Annotated in this window: 20 protein-coding genes and 1 other annotated feature; of the genes, 17 read left to right on the forward strand and 3 right to left on the reverse strand. The window is 26.1% G+C overall.

Annotated features, from left to right (window positions below):
- Positions 1-12: 12 nt before the first annotated feature.
- The 5 genes from I4U66_RS03305 to I4U66_RS03325 all read left to right on the forward strand — a co-directional run bounded on the left by I4U66_RS03305 (position 13) and on the right by I4U66_RS03325 (position 2,822).
- Complete coding sequence (locus tag I4U66_RS03305) at positions 13-525, forward strand: amidase domain-containing protein (protein ID WP_092923986.1); 513 nt, start codon at positions 13-15, stop codon at positions 523-525.
- Positions 526-639: 114 nt separating this feature from the next.
- Positions 640-1,215, forward strand: a complete 576-nt coding sequence (locus tag I4U66_RS03310; protein WP_092923990.1) for an accessory gene regulator B family protein — start codon at positions 640-642, stop codon at positions 1,213-1,215.
- A 4-nt stretch (positions 1,216-1,219) separates the two neighbouring features.
- Positions 1,220-1,342: a cyclic lactone autoinducer peptide gene (locus I4U66_RS03315; protein ID WP_195581402.1), complete on the forward strand. Its 123-nt coding sequence runs from the start codon at positions 1,220-1,222 to the stop codon at positions 1,340-1,342.
- Between the two features lie 96 nt (positions 1,343-1,438).
- Positions 1,439-1,561 (forward strand): cyclic lactone autoinducer peptide, encoded by a 123-nt coding sequence (locus tag I4U66_RS03320; protein ID WP_195928487.1) that lies wholly within the window; start codon positions 1,439-1,441, stop codon positions 1,559-1,561.
- Position 1,562: 1 nt separating this feature from the next.
- Entirely contained in the window at positions 1,563-2,822 is a 1,260-nt protein-coding gene (locus tag I4U66_RS03325; RefSeq protein ID WP_166505933.1) for a sensor histidine kinase, read from the forward strand.
- 167 nt (positions 2,823-2,989) lie between these two features.
- On the opposite strand, the gene I4U66_RS03330 is transcribed toward I4U66_RS03325, so the two are convergent.
- The 3 genes from I4U66_RS03330 to I4U66_RS03340 all read right to left on the reverse strand — a co-directional run bounded on the left by I4U66_RS03330 (position 2,990) and on the right by I4U66_RS03340 (position 6,071).
- Entirely contained in the window at positions 2,990-4,144 is a 1,155-nt protein-coding gene (locus I4U66_RS03330) for a DHHW family protein (RefSeq protein ID WP_195928488.1), read from the reverse strand.
- Between the two features lie 10 nt (positions 4,145-4,154).
- Positions 4,155-5,531 (reverse strand): MBOAT family O-acyltransferase, encoded by a 1,377-nt coding sequence (locus tag I4U66_RS03335; protein WP_195928489.1) that lies wholly within the window; start codon positions 5,529-5,531, stop codon positions 4,155-4,157.
- Positions 5,532-5,600: 69 nt separating this feature from the next.
- Positions 5,601-6,071: a DUF4358 domain-containing protein gene (locus I4U66_RS03340; protein WP_092924002.1), complete on the reverse strand. Its 471-nt coding sequence runs from the start codon at positions 6,069-6,071 to the stop codon at positions 5,601-5,603.
- 209 nt (positions 6,072-6,280) lie between these two features.
- On the opposite strand from I4U66_RS03340, the gene I4U66_RS03345 reads away from it, so the two are divergent.
- The 12 genes from I4U66_RS03345 (at position 6,281) to asnA (ending at position 19,487) form a co-directional block, all read left to right on the forward strand.
- Positions 6,281-6,925 carry an undecaprenyl diphosphate synthase family protein gene (locus tag I4U66_RS03345; protein ID WP_092924005.1) on the forward strand — a complete coding sequence of 215 codons (645 nt, stop codon included), beginning with the start codon at positions 6,281-6,283 and terminating at the stop codon, positions 6,923-6,925.
- Positions 6,926-7,022: 97 nt separating this feature from the next.
- Positions 7,023-7,859: an N-acetylmuramoyl-L-alanine amidase family protein gene (locus I4U66_RS03350; protein WP_092924008.1), complete on the forward strand. Its 837-nt coding sequence runs from the start codon at positions 7,023-7,025 to the stop codon at positions 7,857-7,859.
- A gap of 149 nt (positions 7,860-8,008) precedes the next feature.
- Entirely contained in the window at positions 8,009-9,637 is a 1,629-nt protein-coding gene (locus I4U66_RS03355) for a putative bifunctional diguanylate cyclase/phosphodiesterase (protein ID WP_166505929.1), read from the forward strand.
- Positions 9,638-9,700: 63 nt separating this feature from the next.
- The gene (locus tag I4U66_RS03360; protein ID WP_195237182.1) at positions 9,701-10,603 is read left to right on the forward strand and encodes a patatin-like phospholipase family protein; all 903 of its coding nucleotides are present in this window, start codon (positions 9,701-9,703) and stop codon (positions 10,601-10,603) included.
- Positions 10,604-10,644: 41 nt separating this feature from the next.
- The gene (locus tag I4U66_RS03365; protein WP_242977254.1) at positions 10,645-12,369 is read left to right on the forward strand and encodes an Eco57I restriction-modification methylase domain-containing protein; all 1,725 of its coding nucleotides are present in this window, start codon (positions 10,645-10,647) and stop codon (positions 12,367-12,369) included.
- A gap of 48 nt (positions 12,370-12,417) precedes the next feature.
- Positions 12,418-12,762 (forward strand): hypothetical protein, encoded by a 345-nt coding sequence (locus tag I4U66_RS03370; RefSeq protein WP_166505927.1) that lies wholly within the window; start codon positions 12,418-12,420, stop codon positions 12,760-12,762.
- 91 nt (positions 12,763-12,853) lie between these two features.
- Entirely contained in the window at positions 12,854-14,065 is a 1,212-nt protein-coding gene (locus tag I4U66_RS03375; protein WP_092924022.1) for a patatin-like phospholipase family protein, read from the forward strand.
- Between the two features lie 261 nt (positions 14,066-14,326).
- The gene (locus tag I4U66_RS03380) at positions 14,327-14,587 is read left to right on the forward strand and encodes an HPr family phosphocarrier protein (RefSeq protein WP_092924026.1); all 261 of its coding nucleotides are present in this window, start codon (positions 14,327-14,329) and stop codon (positions 14,585-14,587) included.
- 92 nt (positions 14,588-14,679) lie between these two features.
- On the forward strand, positions 14,680-16,392 hold the full coding sequence (ptsP, locus tag I4U66_RS03385) for a phosphoenolpyruvate--protein phosphotransferase (protein ID WP_092924029.1): 1,713 nt from the start codon (positions 14,680-14,682) through the stop codon (positions 16,390-16,392).
- A 70-nt stretch (positions 16,393-16,462) separates the two neighbouring features.
- Positions 16,463-16,597 carry a hypothetical protein gene (locus I4U66_RS14815; protein ID WP_271892550.1) on the forward strand — a complete coding sequence of 45 codons (135 nt, stop codon included), beginning with the start codon at positions 16,463-16,465 and terminating at the stop codon, positions 16,595-16,597.
- Between the two features lie 118 nt (positions 16,598-16,715).
- The gene (locus I4U66_RS03390; protein ID WP_330617293.1) at positions 16,716-17,753 is read left to right on the forward strand and encodes a PTS sugar transporter subunit IIC; all 1,038 of its coding nucleotides are present in this window, start codon (positions 16,716-16,718) and stop codon (positions 17,751-17,753) included.
- Between the two features lie 309 nt (positions 17,754-18,062).
- Positions 18,063-18,311 (forward strand) — a binding site (T-box leader).
- A gap of 171 nt (positions 18,312-18,482) precedes the next feature.
- Complete coding sequence (gene asnA, locus I4U66_RS03395; RefSeq protein ID WP_195928490.1) at positions 18,483-19,487, forward strand: aspartate--ammonia ligase; 1,005 nt, start codon at positions 18,483-18,485, stop codon at positions 19,485-19,487.
- Positions 19,488-19,583 lie beyond the last annotated feature (96 nt).

A 19,583-nucleotide genomic window follows, 5' to 3' on the forward strand; every position in this document is an offset into this window, starting at 1 on the left:
TAGGGGGATAATATGCTAAAAGAATATGATAGAGAAAAAGCAGTAGCTTATGCTAGAAAATGGGCACTAGATCATAATCCTACTTATGCAAACTATGAACTTTATGGAGGTGACTGCACAAATTATATATCACAGTGCCTAAGGGCTGGGAATATTCCTTTTGATAATATTGGAGAACATGTACTTAAAAAATGGTATTGGTATAGTGAATATTCAAGAACTCCAACTTGGACAGCAGCAGAGCCTTTTTATAAATATGTAGTAGGTAATAATAGCATCTCAACTGAAAACTATGGAGTATATGCAAGAGATGCAGTATATAATGAATTAGAGCTAGGAGATATAGTGCAACTTGTATATGATAATGTAGCATATCATGCAATGATAGTTACAGACATAATATTAGAAGGTGAATATTTATTAGATTACCTTATATGTCAACATACTTATGATTTACTAGATTATCCCCTTAGTTTAAAAGAGGGAGAGAGAAGATATATAAAAATATTAGGATATTACCAATAATATGAAATATATTGTTGAAATAAAAGTGTTCTCTAGCTATAATATTACAGAGAACATTTTTATTTTAAAATATTAATTTATAAAAAAATTAAAATATATAAAAAGGGAATATAAATGATTAGAGAAAAAATAAGAAGTTTTACAGAAGATGTTTGTGATCATAATGGATACACAAACGAAGTAAAAGAGGAAATTGAGTATACATTAAGTATATTTTTATTTGAAATAACAAAAATATTTATTGTTATATTATTATTTTCTTTATTAGGTCTTTTTAAAGAGATATCTTTAGTAATGATTGTCATGGGACTTACAAAACCATTTACAGGTGGATATCATGAAAGTACACAAATTAAATGCCTAGTAGCAACAATTATTCTATCAGGGATTATTATTATTTTATCTATAAATAATAATTTAAATTTTATTAGTATTATACTATTAAATTTAATAAATATATTTAGTGTATATCATCAAGCACCAATAATTAATGAAGATATGCCACTTACTAGGGAAGATTTAATAAGAAAAAATAGAATTATTGCAACAATAAGTTGTACTATATTCTTTATAATAGCTTTAATATTAAGCTCAAAAGGAATTTATAGTAGTATTATAACATGGACATTAGTTATAGACTCATGTCTTATGTTTAATAAAAAATATAAAATCAAAATTAAGGGGGACTAGCAAAATGAAAAAAATAATGGGTGGATTAATGTGTTTATTATCAGTGGTTGTTATGAATACAGGAGCAGCTTCTCTTTTATTAGTAGGAACTGAAAAAATGCCTGAATCGATGAAAAACAAGAGGTAATATGCTAACTATAGCAGATAACATGGACATTAGTTATAGACTCATGTCTTATGTTTAACAAAAAATATAAAATCAAAATTAAGGGGGACTAGCAAAATGAAAAAAATAATAGGTGGGTTAATGTGTTTATTATCAATAGTTGTTATGAATACAGGAGCAGCTTCTCTTTTATTAGTAGGGACTGAGAAAATGCCTGAATCAATGAAAAACAAGAGGTAATATGTTAAATATAGCAGACATAACAAATTCTATAATACAGTCTATATTAATAAGTTATTTTCCGTACTACTGTTTGAAAAAAGAAGGACTAATTAGCAAAAAGGATGGAACTATTAAATTTATACTTACAGCTATAGTTATATTTGCAAATATAATTATAGTAACTAAATTAATAGGAGGAACATCTTTATCTATAATTATAATGAATATACTTAACATGGTTATAATAGCATGTTCTTATTTTAACCATTATAGTAAAGCAATAACTTCATATTTTATAATATACATTATAATGCAAATGTCTGTGATAATAGCTGGGAATATACATTGGTCATATACACAAGATCTATTAAATAATCCTGAATTATCTACAATATTGACTATGTATTTACCAATGTATACAATAGAAATACTTATATTGGTATTTAAAAATAAAATATATTCAATATATAATATTTTTAGTAGATATAAATATTGCTTTGAAGTTGGAGTATTTTTCGTACTTTCTTTTGACTATATACTTTCTTTATCATTAATCATACATGGAAATGATAGTGTTGTTTTTAAAAATTTAATAATAATTAGTTGTATTGTATTTTTAATATCACTATTTATGTATGTTTTAAGTATAAATAAAAAAATTAATGAAATAGAAAAGTTAAATATAGCATTAAGTAATAAAAATAATGAACTTAAAAAAATAAAGCATGACTATGGTTCACAAATCTCTTACATAAATGGACTATATATAATGGAACAATATGAAAGATTAGGTGATCTTCTAAAACATATAATAAATGGAAATAATCAAGTATCAGGTAATATAAAAATTATATCAAATGAAAACTCTATAATTACATGTATAGTTAATTCTTTCGATTTTAAAGATATAAACATAATAGTAGAAGAGGAAAGCGACATCCAAAACTTAAATATATCAGAGTATGATCTGCAAAAAATACTATCAAATATAATAAGTAATTCTATAACAGCATTAGGCAATAATGGTTTAATCATTATAAAGACATATAAAATATTTAATAATATATACATAAGTATTAAAAATAATGGACCTAAAATAGAAGATAAAATAATTGATAAAATTTTTGATGAAGGTTTTACAACGAAAACAGATATGAATAAAAAAGAAAATGGATTTGGATTAGCAATAGTAAAAGAATTAGTGGAAAAGAACAAAGGAAAGATTTATGTAGATAGCAATGTTGATTATACAGAATTTAAAATATTATTTTCAGTATAAAATATAGTTGTCATAAATTTTATAGACAGTATTTTATCACCAGGGGTACTATAGCAAAACATAAAGGGAATATTTTAAATATATAAATAAATATTTAAGATAGTATAAAAGCTATGAACTGTATAGATTAAACTATACATTTCATAGCTTTTTTAATCATGTTTATTTTAAAGTATATTTCTATAGAGATTATAAGTATTTATACTTTGTAGATTATGTATATAAAGAATTTTATCAATATTATTTTCACTTAAGTACTTATCTATATCTACCTTATAATATCTAGGGTCAATAACATGTATCTTAGCATAATCATAAGCTAAAAAGGGGATAAAGTTATGAGCATAAGAATCTTTAAATATTAAAATTTCACCATATCCACTACCATCTATAAGACATATACCAGGATCTCCATGAAGAAAGTATTGATATTTATTTTTTCCACTTAGCTTATCCTTATCATACAAAGTATTGTATTTTTTATTAAAATCAATAGCTATATTAAAATTGTTATATTTATCATAAGAGTATATATCATCACCTTTTATCATAGGTAGCATTGCCTTTGAATAATAGGTACCATAAAAATTATTAGATACTTTATTATAATCTTTTAAAATATTATCTATATTAAGTGTATTATTCATATCATCATAAGCTATTTTTGCCCCAAGCTGAGTCCAATGGTGGTCTGTATTAAAGTATATTGGTAATTGTTTATATTTATTTAAAACACTATAAGGAGTATAAAAATTAATAAAACTATTACCATTAGATAGCTCTATGTCTTTAGAAATAGAGATTATATTATTATTTATATAATTTAGGGTATCATATTGATTATCAGTTATAGCCCAAGAAGGAAGTTCATCTTTATAAAAGGCTATAGAATTAGGTACTATCATTAAGGTAGAAGATATATTATATTTATCGTAAACATATTTTGACATATTTATGACCTGGGAAATATTTTTATCTATTATATCCTTATTAAATACAAACTTTTCCATAAGTCTATGTTTTTTTCCTAGATATATTTCTCTAAATTCTCTTTGCCCTACTAAATAGCTAAAAGAATTTTTTATTTCTAAAAAATTAGCTCTAAGCGGAAATTGATCAGAAGTATATTTATCAAAATCCTTAAAGAATCTTTTACTATAGATATCTTCTAGAGAAATTTGTGGAAACTGATTAAGTATTTTATTTTCTATTTCACTAATTTTTTTATCTTCAGTAAACAATGTACTTAAAGGTACTATAAATATAAAAGCAAAGAAAAAAATTAAAGTCATAAGTTTTAAAATATTATATTTCTTTTTCAAAGCTTACCTCCTAAAACCTAAAATATAGAAATGGATTGAAAGAGGAGTCTAATAAAAATGAAGTCGCCACTATAAATCCAACAATTAAAGTTATAAATCTTAAAATTTCATATTTATCTAGAATTATTTTTATAATAGGAGTAGATGCTATTATAGAAAAAACTATTAAAATTATATTAGGTATAAAATAATAATAAAAAGTACTATCTACAAAGGTATTATTAAAGTTAAACATAGAGCCTAGATAGATTAAAATACTATTAATATCTGTTATCTCAAATATAACAAATCCTATAATAACTAAAAACATAACATATATATGACTTAAAAACTTAGGTAGTTTTTTTAGAATTTCTAATAAGAATAATTTTTCAATTATTAGAATAATACCAAAGTAAAGTCCCCACAATATAAAGTTAAAGCTAGCCCCATGCCAAAGCCCAGTTAAAAACCAAACTATAAAAATATTAAAAATCCATCTACTCTTACTACATCTATTACCGCCAAGAGGAATATATAAATAATCTCTAAACCATATACCAAGACTTATATGCCATCTTCTCCAAAATTCAGTTATAGATTTCGAAATGTAAGGAAAATTAAAATTCTCTAAAAGGTCAAAACCAAATATTTTACCAAGACCTATTGCCATATCAGAATAACCTGAAAAGTCAAAGTATATTTGAAGGGTAAAGCAGATTATTCCAAGCCAAGCCGTTAAATTAGATAAATCAAAAAAAGGTATAGATTTAATACTAAACCATATAGCACCTAGATTATTTGCAATTATTACCTTTTTTAATATACCTATTATAAATCTATAAACGCCCTCATAAATTTTATCAAAACTAATACATCTATTAATAAGTTGATGTGATATATCGTGATATCTAACTATAGGTCCTGCAACTAGCTGTGGAAATAGTGTTATAAAAGTACCTAAGTTTATTATATTTTTTTGAACAGGAGAATCATTTCTATAAACATCTATACTATAAGACATAGTTTGAAATGTATAAAAACTAATACCAATAGGAAGACTAAGATTTAATAAAGGTATATTTAAATTGATTAAACTATTTAGTATAGATATAAAAAAATCACTATACTTAAAAAAAACAAGTAAGCTTAAATTAATAATAATAGAAGATATTAAAGCTAACTTAGATTTAAGAGTTCCTCTGTATTTATCAATTATTAGAGCATGTACATAGTCAACTATACAAGAAAACAACATTATAAAAATATATACAGGTTCTCCCCATGCATAAAATATTAAACTAAAAACCAAAAGTACTAAATTTTTTATCTTATTAGGAGATATAAAATAAAAAAATAAAACTAATGGTAAAAAATAAAATAAAAATGTTATACTGCTAAAAACCAAATTAATAAACCTCCTAAAGTTTATATAAAAAGAGCTGTCACAATTTATTTTGAGACAGCTTTTATATTTTTATTTTTCTATTACTTTTAATATTTTAGATTCTACATCTGCTGCATTATTAGTAGCTATAAAGTAAACATAATTCCCTTTATTTTTTAATATTGAATTAGCTGCAGCAGTTATATTATTTTCCCCACCATAACCATCTGCAAACATTTTAAATGAATCGCCATTTTTATATTCATCAATAGCACTTTTAATCTTTTCAACATTGTCAGTCTTAACCACAAAAACATCTTGAAGATTGACATTCATCATAGACTGTAATACAAAGCCCTCTTGTATATTATCTTTTACAGATTCAAATATATAGAAGTTTTTTGCATCTACATCAGCTACTGGTTGAACAGGTAAAGTGGCTTCATTATTTATAGCATCTTTTATATCATTTACAGGGACATCTTTAACTTCAGCTTTAGATGAACATCCAACTAAGCCTAAAGAAAAAATAAGTGTAAATAGTGCTAAAAATTTTTTCATGAAAACCTCCCAAATTTATCCATATTAAATATAGTCTACTATATGTAATAGTTAAAATCAATTAATTTAATATTAAAATTATTGGTATATATTACCATTTAAATTTAAAATATACACAATTAAATGTAAAAGTAAGGAACATTAAATTTAATATATAAGGAGTAATTTTTAGAAAAATTGTAAATAATTCCAATAGAGAGGTGAAGCATATGAGAATACCAAAACATGTTGGGATAATACCAGATGGTAATAGAAGATGGGCACAAGATAAAGGAATGGGAAAAGATAAAGGATATGAAAATGGATTAGATCCTGGTATTGAAAGTTATAGACAGTTAAGAGATTTAGGAGTTGAAGAAGTAACCTTTTATGGATTTACTACAGATAATACAAGAAGACCTAGTTATCAGACAGAGTCATTTACTAAAGCGTGTATTGAGGCAGCTAATAGGCTTTTAGATGAAGGAGCATCTTTATTAGTAATAGGAAATTCCGACTCTAAAATGTTTCCCAAAGAACTTTTACCATACACTACAAGAACTAAAGAAAAGCCAGGTCAGATAAGAGCTAATTTATTAGTTAATTATGGTTGGTATTGGGATTTAAATACACTAGCTAATGCAAAAGGAGTAAATAAAAATAATATACATAACAATATACAATCTAATGATGTATCTAGGTTAGATTTAATTATTAGATGGGGTGGTAGAAGACGTTTAAGTGGATTTTTGCCAGTACAATCTATATATGCAGATTTTTATGTAGTAGATGATTATTGGCCTGACTTTAACAAAAATCATATAAATGAAGCATTAGCTTGGTATGATCAACAAGATATAACCCTTGGAGGATAAAATCATCAATTAAATAAGGACATTAAGTTGCAATTTAACCTTCTTAAATGTTAAAATACATTAGAGAAATTCAAAATGATTTCAGGAAGGGATAGCAATGTCAAAAAGAAGGAATATAAGAAAGCAAAGTGTGAGAAAAACTAAAACAAGAAGAATCAACAAGAAAAAGCTAATCTTTGTAATTTGTATATTCATAGCACTAATATTTGGGATAAGTAAAGTTGCTGCATCTACTTCTAAACTTATAGGGAATATAAAAGAAGCTAAATCACAAGAAATACAAAAACAAAAGGAAATAGAGGAAAATAAGCAATTTGATTTAGAGTCAGAATCTAGTACACCTCTAGAAGCAAAACATACTGTGGTAATAGACCCAGGTCACGGTGGAGATGACACAGGAAATGTTGGAATTAAGTCACCAGGAGACAATGAAGCAGTATATGAAAAAGATCTAGCTCTAGACATATCAAAGAAGGTAGCTGCTGTTTTATCAAATCAAAATGATATACAAGTAATACTAACAAGAACTGATGATAAAACTTTAAATACTTCAGATAGAGCAATACTTGCAAATTCTCAAAATGCAGATGCATTTATATCTATACAAATGAATGCAGAAACAGGTGGTAATACTGCAAATGGGGTAGAAACTTATTATAGACAAGATGCAGACCCTAGCGATAAATCTAAGCAATTAGCAGAAACTATACAAAACACTATGAAAGCATATGTAACTATGAAAGATAGAGGCGTAAAGCAACAGCATATACAAGTATTACAACAAACATATATGCCATCAGTAGTAGTGGAATGTGGATTTATAAGTAATAAAGAAGAGAGAGATAAACTTTTAGATAATACTTATCAAAATAGATTATCAGAGGGAATTGCTCAAGGAATACTATCATTTTTAGATAAAAATAGTAAAAAGTAGTTAACTATTAGTTAGCTACTTTTTTATTATAAGATACTATAATTAAGTTTTATAGCTATTTAGATAGGTATATGTCGATTTAGGTTGATTTGAGTTTAAAATTAATTTACAATATTATAGTAATGAATTAAAAAAATAGGGGAAAGTAGATGAAAATAAGAGGGAATTATAAAAGGTATATTTGTAGTAATATTATATTGTTTATATTGATTGCTTTACTAATTGGATTTTCTTGGATATTGCACTCAGAAAAAGGTATAGAAAACAGTATTAAAAAAGAATTGGCAATAGAAAAATTAGACGAAGCCGTTAGAGATAATAATCATATATTCTCTTTAAAAATAAATGATGTAGATGGAAATTATATAAAATATAGTTACTTAGATAAAAGTAATATTATAAAAATAGGAATAATAAGAATAATTATTTTTTTAATAATAATTTACATAATTATAATCATAAATAAGAAAATAAAAACATTTTTAGGTAAAAAATCTTATAAGAAAATGCATGAGTTCGTAAGATATAATGAAATTTTAATTGAAGGTAAAAAATATTTATCAGATAATAAAAATGAAAATCTAATAGCTATAAATTTTGATATAGATAAATTTAAAATAATAAATGATGTATATGGATATAAAGCCGGCGATGAAGTATTAAACTCCATTGCTATTAACATAGATAAATACTTCAAAGATAGAGGAATCTACGGTCGAATTACAGGAGATATATTTATAATAATTACTAAGATAAAATCAAAAGAAGATATAAAGGATATATTAGAACTAATAAAAACTAAAATTATAAATGTAAATCTTAAAGATTTTAATATAAGTGTAAATGTCTCTATTGGGTTATGTGAAGTAGAACAAGGTGAAGATGATATAGAAAAAATTATAAGTAATGCAGATATGGCTAGAATTAAATCTAAGGAGATAAATAATATAAGTCATGTAATCTTTGATGAAAAGTTAAAACAAGAAAAGAAAAAGTTGATAGAGTTAGAAAGGGATTTATTTAAATCTATAGATAATAATCAACTTAGATTATATTATCAGCCAAAGTTTAATATACACACAAAAGATATAGTAGGGGCAGAAGCTCTAATAAGATGGGAACACCCAACAAGAGGTATGATAAGTCCGATGGTATTTATACCTTTAGCAGAAAAAACTAGATTTATAAATAAAATAGGTCGTTGGGTATTAGAAGAAGCTTGTAAAATTATAAAGAAACAAGAAAATGAAGGATTAGATGTAGTTCCAATAGCAATAAATTTATCTAGGGTAGAGTTATACCAAAAGGATTTAGTAGATTTTATTGAAGAAATGTTAAAAAAATATAAAATAAATCCAAATTTAATAGAGATAGAAGTAACAGAAACTACAGCTTTAAAGGATTTAAAGTTTATAAACAAGAAATTAAGTGATATAAAGTCTTTAGGTATAAAGATAGCTATGGATGACTTTGGTACTGGAAATTCAAACTTAAGTGGCCTTAAAGATATATGTATAGATGTTTTAAAATTAGATAAATCACTTTTAAATGATATAGAAAAAGATTTAAAAACTCAAGTTATGGTAAAGTCTATATTAAATTTATCAAAGGATTTAGAATTAATGACTATATGCGAAGGTGTAGAAAATACAAGTCAAGTAGAGATATTAAAAAATATAAATGCAGAGGTCGTGCAAGGCTATGTATATTCAAAGCCATTAGAAGAAGAAAAGTTTAATAGGTTGATTAAAGATAAATCATTATATAAAGATAAATAGGATGGTACCATCCTATTTATTTTTGCATAATTTACATTAAAGTAAATTTTAATGGGGGAAAATATGAACAAATCTACTTTTAATATGCTTACATTTGATGGTGGTGGTCTTAGGGGATCTTTAAGTATAAGACTATTTGACAAAATACAAAAAGAGTACCCAAATATATTAAAAGAAACTAATTTATTAGGGGGAACTTCAACAGGTAGCTTAATAGCTCTAGGTCTTTCTTATGGATTAAGTTGTGAAAGTATAAAAAAACTATATTCATTAGAATATGCTAAATATATATTTAAAAATCCTCAACAAGAAATATTTAGACCAAAATATAATAATGATAATTTAAAAAAAGTACTACTTAGTATATTTCCAGAGGATTTAAGATTGAAGGACTTAAAAAAACTCGTTGTAATTCCTACTTTTTATATAGGGGATGACAATAATTCTTGGAGAGCTATATATTACAACAATCTACCAAATTCAGAAACAGAAAATGCAAGAGTTGTAGATGTTGCTATGTCAAGCTGTGCAGCTTTAATTTTTTTCCCAACCTATAAAAATCATATAGATGGCGGGATAATGGCAAATAACCCAAGTTTAGCTTGTTTGATATATGCAATGTCAAAAGAGATTGATAAAAGTATAAACGATATGAGGATACTATCAATAGGTACAGGATATAAATTTGATAAAATAATAGAAGATACTAGTGAATGGGGAGCACTAGATTGGATATTAAGCAATGAACCTGATTTTCCAATAATATCTGTAGTACTAGAAAGTAGTTTAAGTACTAGCAACGAGTTTTGCAAAAAGCTATTAGAAGATAATTATTTTAGAGTAAACCCTAAGACAGATATAGATATAGGCATGGATAATTATAATGCTCTAGATTATTTAAATAAAGTTTCTAAAGATTACGATGTAAAAGATATTATTAACTGGCTAAACACAAAATGGAAGTAAATAAATTATATGTGCTACAATAAAAAGGGGGATATTAAAATTTGGAGGGGAAGATGGAAAAACACACTAAGGGGGATAATTTTGTAGTATCTAAAAACTATGAAAATAGCTTAGATACATTAAAAAAACAAGAAAAGGGAATTTACTATACACCAAGAGAAATAGTAGATTATATACTTGAAAATACATTAAAAAAACATGATATAATAGATAACCCGTGTCCAAAGGTATTAGATATATCTTGTGGATGCGGTAATTTTTTGTTAAAAGCTTATGATGTACTATATGAATTAATAGAAAATAACATAGAAAAATTAAATGAACTATATGGAGATAAATTTATATTGGAAAATATTCATAGTCATATATTAAGTAATTGTATATATGGATACGATATAGATAAAGATGCAATAGATATACTAATAGAGTCTCTAAATAAAAAGAGCGATAGCATATTGGTTAAAAATTTAAATATATACTGTACTGATAGCTTAAAGCATAACTTTAATGAAAAATTTGATTACATAATAGGAAATCCTCCATATATAGGTCATAAAAAGTTAGATAAAGAATATAAAAAATTCCTACTTAAAGAATATAAAAATACATATAGAGATAAATCTGATTTATATTTTTGTTTTTATGAAAAGTGCATAAATTTACTAGAAAAAGGTGGAGTATGTAGCTTAATAACTCCTAGGTACTTTATAGAAAGCCCGTCAGGAAAACACTTAAGAAAATATATATCAAAAAATACATACATAAAAGAAATTATAGATTTTTTAGGAGTTTCTGTATTTAAAAATATAGGAATTTGTAGTTGTATACTAACTTTAGTTAAAGATTTAAATAAAAATAGCAAAATAGATATATTAAAACCAGTAAATGAAAATATGCAAATAGAAGATTTAAGATATCTACTAAAAAATAATAAATTCGAAAAATTTTACATAGACCAAGAAAACCTAGATGAAAATTGGATTATATTAAATGAAAATGATAAAAAACTATATAATAAAATACAAAATAATTGTAATTATATTCTAGAAGATATAGTTACAAGCTTTCAAGGGATAATCACAGGATGTGACAAAGCTTTTGTACTAGATATAAAAGATGAAAAAATAAACAAGGTAGATAAGAAATTATTAAGAAACTGGATAAAAAATAAAAATATAAATAAATACACAATTTCAAGTAGCAACTATAAACTAATATATTCAGATGATATAAAAGACGAAAATGATTATAAGTTAGAAATAGGGGAAATAATAGGAAAATATAAAGATAAACTATGCAAAAGAAGAGAATGTGTAAACAACACAAGAAAGTGGTATAAACTTCAATGGGGAAGAGATAAAAATTTATTTGAACAAATAAAAATAATGTATCCTTATAAATCTTCTCAAAATAAATTTGCAATAGATTACAATAATAGTTTTTGTAGTGCAGATGTATACTCATTTTTTATAAAAGAAGAATATAAAAAGGAGTTTTCAGAAGAGTATATAGTTGGCATATTAAACTCAAATATATATGATAGATATTATAAAATAAATGCTAAAAAGATAAGTAAAAATATTTATGATTATTATCCAAATAAAGTAATGAAAATAAAAATATTTAAAGATGATAATTATCATAAAATAGAAAATTTATCAAAATTAATAATACATAATATAAATAACAATAAGGAAATAGATAGCTTACAACTAGAAATAGATAATCTTATAAAAGACTCATTAGACATAAAATCACTAATGTAGTTTGAAATTCATATAGTGTATAAAACTTAATTTTAAGGAGGGGACTATATGATAAAAGCTAATATAGATGAGACGAGGCAAATTGTTCATATAGAAGTTAGTGGGTATATAAGTAGCCGTGAAGCTAAAGATTTTTTAAATAATTATAAACAAATGACAAGAGAATTAAGGGGAAGTAAATATAGCTTAGTTGTTGAGCCATATATATTTGAATGTGAAGAAGATGATGATATAAAAAAAATATGTATGTCGTTTTTTAAGAGTGGTTATAAGAGAATATATTTAATAGATTCAAATAATTATATAATGGATAAAGTAAGTTTATCTAAAATAGAAGAGCGAATGTTTAACAAGCATGTAAAGACAATAGGTTCAATAAGTGAAGTAAGATAAAATATTTGAAAGATATATACTTTTCTATTATTTTTATGATAAAATGTAATTACTAAAAGTATATATCTTTCTTTATAAAATAGGTGATATAATGAAGGGTTTAATTTTAGAAGGTGGAGGTACCAAAGGTGCCTACCAAATAGGAGCTTACAAAGCTTTAATAGACTTAGGTATTGAATTTAATGGTGTAGCAGGTACATCAATAGGAGCTTTAAATGGAGCCTATATACTTCAAAATGACATAGAAGTAATGGAGGAAATTTGGTTGAAATACGACTATACTCATTTTATGAATATAGACGAAGAAACATATGAAAAATATAAAAATGTAGATTTTACAACCAAAAGTTTTAATACTGTAATTGAGCTTATGAATAAAGCTAGAAAAAATGAAGGTATTGATATAAGTCCACTTAAAAAACTACTCCAAGATACCTTAAACGAAGATGCAATTAGAAACTCTAAACGTGACTTTGGATTAGTTACAGTTACTTGGGATAAAAAAATAAATCCTCATCCTATGTACTTAGAACAAATACCAAAAGGTAGATTAGTAGATTACTTAATAGCAAGTGCAAGTTTACCTATATTTAAATTAGATAAAATAGATGATAAGCTTTATTTAGATGGTATGTTTTTTGATAATATGCCAATAAGCCTTTTAGTAGATAAAGGATATGAAGATTTAGTTGTAATAAGATTATTAGATGACTTTTTGGGTAAGAAAAATTTAAACAAGCATCAAGATATAAATATAAAAACAATAATACCATCAGAGTATTTAGGAGGCTCTTTAAATAAAGACAAGGATAGTGTAAAGAGAAATATAGATTTAGGATATTTAGACACTATGAAAGCCTACAATAGATATGAAGGTATTAAATACTATTTTAATGCAGATTATAAGTATGATGAAGAATATTGTTTTTATAAATTAAAACATATAGATAAAGAAACTATAGAAAACCTTTGTACAGTACTAGGTATAAAAAGAGAGGCAAGTACTAGATGCCTATTAGAAAGTGTTATACCTAGAGTTGGGGAGCTACTTAATTTAGAAAAAGAATTCTCATATCAAGATTTATTTTATGCTATATATGAAAAGAAACTTGAAGAAAATAATATAAGCAGAGTAAAATTATATGATTTTAATAAATTAGTAGAAACTGTTAATAAAAATATAACAGATAATAATAGCCATAAATTAAATGCAGAAACATTAGCTATAATTTCTTTACAAAAAAATAAATTGGCAAAAATAATTACCAATTATTTCTTGAAAGATTTTAAAACACAAGGTTAGTTAAATTTTCTCAGGGTGGGACATAAAAAGTACCATTGGACAAAATCGTTCCATTGTTGTAAAATAATAAAGTACCATTAAAGAGAATTTTTAATAAATATACTATTAATTAAAAAACTAAAAAGTCTTTATTAAAAATTTTAGTAGGTAGGCTTTTAGGGCATATAAAATAATTATATGCATAACAAATAATTATTAAGGATTATAGCAAAAATTAGCTATAAACAATATTTAAAGAAGAAATTTATTGGAGGTTTCACAATGGAAAAATTAGTAACTATAACAAATGCAAGTGGATTACACGCTAGACCAGCAGGAATGTTTGTAAAGAAAGCTGCTGAGTTCAAATCTACAGTAGAAGTTAACGCTAAAGGAAAGACAGTTAACGCTAAGTCAATAATGGGTATAATGAGTTTAGGATTAGCTCAAGGAGACGAGTTAACAATCGTTGCTAATGGTGAAGATCAAGAAGCTGCAGTAAATGCATTAGCTGAATTAATAGAAAGTGGATTTGGGGAGTAGTTAAATAAACCTCGGGAACTTGCCGAGGTTTTCTTTGGTATAGAAAATAAATAATATATAAATTTCAAAATGCATCGTTAGGAGGATTACCTATGTATAAAGGAACAGGAGCATCTCCTGGAATCGCTCTAGGAAAAGCACTAATAGTAGAACATAGTGAATTAGTTATAGAAAAAAAGTCGATAGATAATGTAGAAGAGGAAGTACTAAAGTTACAAAAGGCTGTAGAAATTTCAAAAGAGGAATTAACTAAGGTCAAGGAAAAGGCTTTTGAGGAATTAGGGGAGCATGAAGCCCAAATATTTGAATCTCATTTATTAGTTTTAGAAGATCCAGAATTAGTAGATTCTGCAGCTAATAAAATAAGAGATGAAAAAGTAAATGCTGATTTTGCATTAAATGAAATAAAAGAAATGTTTGTAGCTATGTTTGAATCTATGGACAATGAGTACATGAGAGAAAGAGCAGCAGACATAAAAGACGTTACAAATAGAGTACTTAGACATATATTAGGTGTAAAAGTAGTTGATTTAGCAGGTCTTGAAGAAGAAGTTATATTAATAGCTCACGATTTAACACCTTCAGATACTGCCACTATGAACAAAAAAATGGTATTAGGTTTTTTAACAGATATTGGAGGAAGAACTTCTCATACTGCTATAATGGCTAGAACATTAGAAATAGCAGCAGTTGTAGGACTTAATGATGCAACACAAACTATAAAAGATGGAGATTTTGTAGTATTTAATGGAGATACTGGTGAAGTTATAGTTAATCCAGATGAAGAAACTATAGAAAAATATACTAAACTTAAAAAAGAATTTGAAGATTATAAAAGAGAGTTACAACAATTAAAAGGAAAAGCATCTATAACTTTAGATGAAAGGCATGTAGAGCTTGCTGGAAATATAGGAAGCCCTAAGGATGTTGAAGGTCTTATAAATAACGATGCTGAAGGTGTTGGACTATACAGAACAGAGTTCTTATATATGGACAAGGAAGATGCTTTCCCAACTGAAGAAGAGCAATACGAAGCTTATAAAGCAGTTTTAGAAGGAATGGATAATAAGCCTATAGTTATAAGAACATTAGATATAGGTGGAGATAAAGAACTTCCATACTTTAAAATGGATGAAGAAATGAATCCATTCTTAGGATATAGAGCTATAAGAATATGTTTAGATAAAACTGAAATATTTAAGACTCAATTAAGAGCATTATATAGAGCAAGTGTACACGGAAGATTAAGAATAATGTTCCCTATGATATCTTCATTAGGAGAATTATTATCAGCTAAAGAAATTATAAAAGAAGTACTAGCTGAATTAGATAAAGAAGGTATAGCTTATTCTAAAGATGTAGAAGTAGGTATGATGATAGAAATACCATCAGCTGCTGTTATATCTGATATATTAGCTAAGCATGTAGACTTCTTCTCAATAGGAACTAATGACCTTATACAATACACTTGTGCAGTAGATAGAATGAACCAAAAGATAAGTCACTTATACAACCAATTCAACCCAGCTGTACTTAGACTTATAAAAATGGTTATAGATAATGCACACAAAGAAGGAAAATGGGTTGGAATGTGCGGAGAATCTGCAGGAGATAAAAGAATGATACCAATACTTTTAGGTATGGGACTTGATGAATTCTCAATGAGTCCAATATCAATACTTCCTGCTAGAAAATTCATAACTTCAGTTAAATATGAAGATATGAAAAAATTTGCTGATGAAGTATTATCATTATCAACAGCAGAAGAAATAAAAAATCATGTAGATAAGACTTTTAATTTCTAATTTTAATATTAAAGCTAAAATTTAAAGGATATCTCAATTTAAGAGATATCCTTTTACATGTGAAAATAAAATGGATATACAAATGGTAGCTGTTCCTATAGTTTTAATTTGCTTTGCTATAATCATAGGTATTTTAGGATTAGTATTATACGCACTTATATTACTTATAAAATTATTAAAAATATATATAAAGAAAAATTCTTAAGCAACTCATATATGGGTTGTTTTTATTTACTTTAAAATTAATTACTAGAAAGAGGAATAAGTAATAAAATAATGTAAAAACTAAACTAAGAAAAAAGACAGCTTAGGAGGCAAATAATATGATGGAAATATTAATGGGTACTGGATTACTTTTAGTAGTCCTTGCACTATTTACTCTATTTAGCTACAAAGCACCATATGGTATGAAAGCCATGGGAGCATTAGCTAGTGCTGCTTGCGCAAGTTTCTTAGTTGAAGCATTCCACTTCTCATTTTTTGGAGAAGTATTAGGATTTAAGTTTTTAGAAAGTGTAGGATCTGCAAATGGTTCTATGGGAGGAGTAGCAGCTGCAATACTTGTTCCTCTAGCTTTAGGAGTATCACCAGTATATTCTGTACTTGTAGGTTTATCTGTATCAGGATTTGGTATACTTCCAGGGTTTATAGCAGGTTACTTAACATCTTTTGTGGTTAGATTCTTTGAGAAAAAAGTACCAGCAGGACTTGATTTAATAGTAATCATAGTTATAGGAGCACCACTTTGTAGAGCTATAGCTATGGGAATGGACCCTATAGTAAATAATACTTTACTTCAAATAGGTCAAGTTTTAATAAAGGCAGCAGATACATCACCAATAATAATGGGTATTATACTTGGTGGACTTATAACAGTTGTTGCAACAGCACCACTTAGTTCTATGGCACTTACATCTATAATAGGTCTTACAGGACTTCCAATGGCCATAGGTGCATTAGCAGTATTTGGTTCTTCATTTATGAATTTTATTTTCTTCTCAAAGATGAAATTTGGTTCTAAAAAAGATACAATATCAGTAGCAATAGAGCCACTTACACAGTCAGATATAATATCTGCAAATCCAATACCAGTATATACGACAAACTTTATAGGAGGGGCAATGTCTGGTGTTATAGTAGCTTTAATGCAACTAGTAAATAATACTCCAGGTACAGCAACACCAATAGCTGGGTTTGCTATAATGTTTGCTTACAATCCACCAATACAAGTTTTAATAGCAGCAGCAGGATGTATAGTAGTGAGTGTTTTAGGTGGATATATAGGATATGCTTTATTCAAAAACTACAAGATAGTAAGAGCTGACAAAATAAGAGGAGATGTCATAAATGATAATGATTAAATTAAGTTAATAATAAATTTATTAAATAAAGTATGAAACTTTTTACAATATTATCATAGTATATAATAAGAAATAATTTAAACTTTTGTGTTTATTAGTATATAAATTAGTATAAAAATATTAATTAAAAAAATCATTAATTTACATTTTATATTAGTTTTCTAATTAAATATAAGGTTAAATAAATAATTACTATAAAAATAAAGCTATTATTAATATAATACTTAAAAATAAAAAGTAGTAAAAAAATATATATAAAAAAAAGATTTGACAGAAAATTTATAATAATATATCATTAACAATAACATAACAAAGACTATGAAAGGAAGAGTAGATATAGTACGTAGTCAAAGCGAGTTGGTGGCGGTGAGAGTCCAACACGAAGGCTATATTGAAGAACATCCTGGAGTTGCTAACCGAAACAAAAGTAGGCTTAGACGGAACCAACCCGTTATCGAATTGGAATGTACTAAGATTATTCTTGCTACATTATTAAGGTGAGCTTATTATTAAGCTAATCAGGGTGGTACCGCGGAAGATATGCCTTTCGTCCCTATATTTTATATATAGTGGATGAAGGGCTTTTTTATATGCCGAATTTCATAGATTTGTATGTAGCCAAGGCCAGGCTATGGATAAAAATAACTAAACTTAAGTATAGTTAATTAAGTTTTAAAGTAAGTATGACGTCATACTCCTTAAATAAAAAAATAAAAGGAGATAATAAAAATGAGTTTAATAATACCAACACAATATAAAACAAAACTAAGTATAATACAAACGCAAGAAGCTATAAAAGATTTAAAGGACTTTTTTGAACATAGATTAGGTGAAGAGCTAAGGTTAACTAGAGTATCATCGCCATTATTTGTATTACCTGAAACTGGTACAAATGATAACTTAAATGGAATAGAAAAGGCTGTAAGCTTTGAGGTACCTGATATAGGTAAAAAGGCAGAAATAGTTCAATCATTAGCTAAATGGAAAAGAATGGCTCTTAAAAAGTATGGATTACCTACAGGAAGAGGAATCTATACAGATATGAATGCTATTAGAAAAGATGAAGAATTAGATAACATACATTCTATATATGTAGACCAATGGGATTGGGAACTTATAATAGATAAAAAACAAAGAAATAGAGAAACATTAGAAGAAGTAGTTAAAAAGATTTACAAAGTATTTAAAGAAACTGAAGAACATGTACAAAGTATATATCCAGAAATACAAAAAATACTTCCTGAGGAGATAACATTTATAACATCTCAAGAATTATTAGATTTATATCCAGAGTTAACTCCAAAAGAAAGAGAAGATAAAATAGTAAAAGATAAAGGGGCAGTATTTTTAATGCAAATAGGAAAAGTACTTTCAAATGGTGAAAAACATGATGGAAGAAGTCCTGATTATGATGATTGGGAATTAAACGGAGATATATTATTCTATAACCCTGTATTAGGTAGAGCATTAGAATTATCGTCTATGGGAATAAGAGTAGATGAAGAAAGTTTAGATAGACAATTAAGAGAAAGTGGATGCGATGATAGAAGAAGCTTAGATTATCATCAAGCATTACTAAAAGGAGAACTACCATATACTATAGGTGGAGGAATTGGTCAATCTAGAATATGCATGTATTTCTTAAACAAAGCTCATATAGGAGAAGTACAAGTTGGAGTTTGGCCAAAAGAAATGATAGAAGAATGTTACGAAGCTGGAATAAGTTTACTATAGTACAAATTGAGTCTAATATATTTATATAAAATATCATATAAGTTATAATAATGCTAATATATAGATAATAAATATTTTTTATAACTTAGGAGTGAT

Source organism: Romboutsia sp. D33t1_170424_H2, from assembly GCF_015669105.1.
Lineage (GTDB): Bacteria > Bacillota > Clostridia > Peptostreptococcales > Peptostreptococcaceae > Romboutsia_C > Romboutsia_C hominis.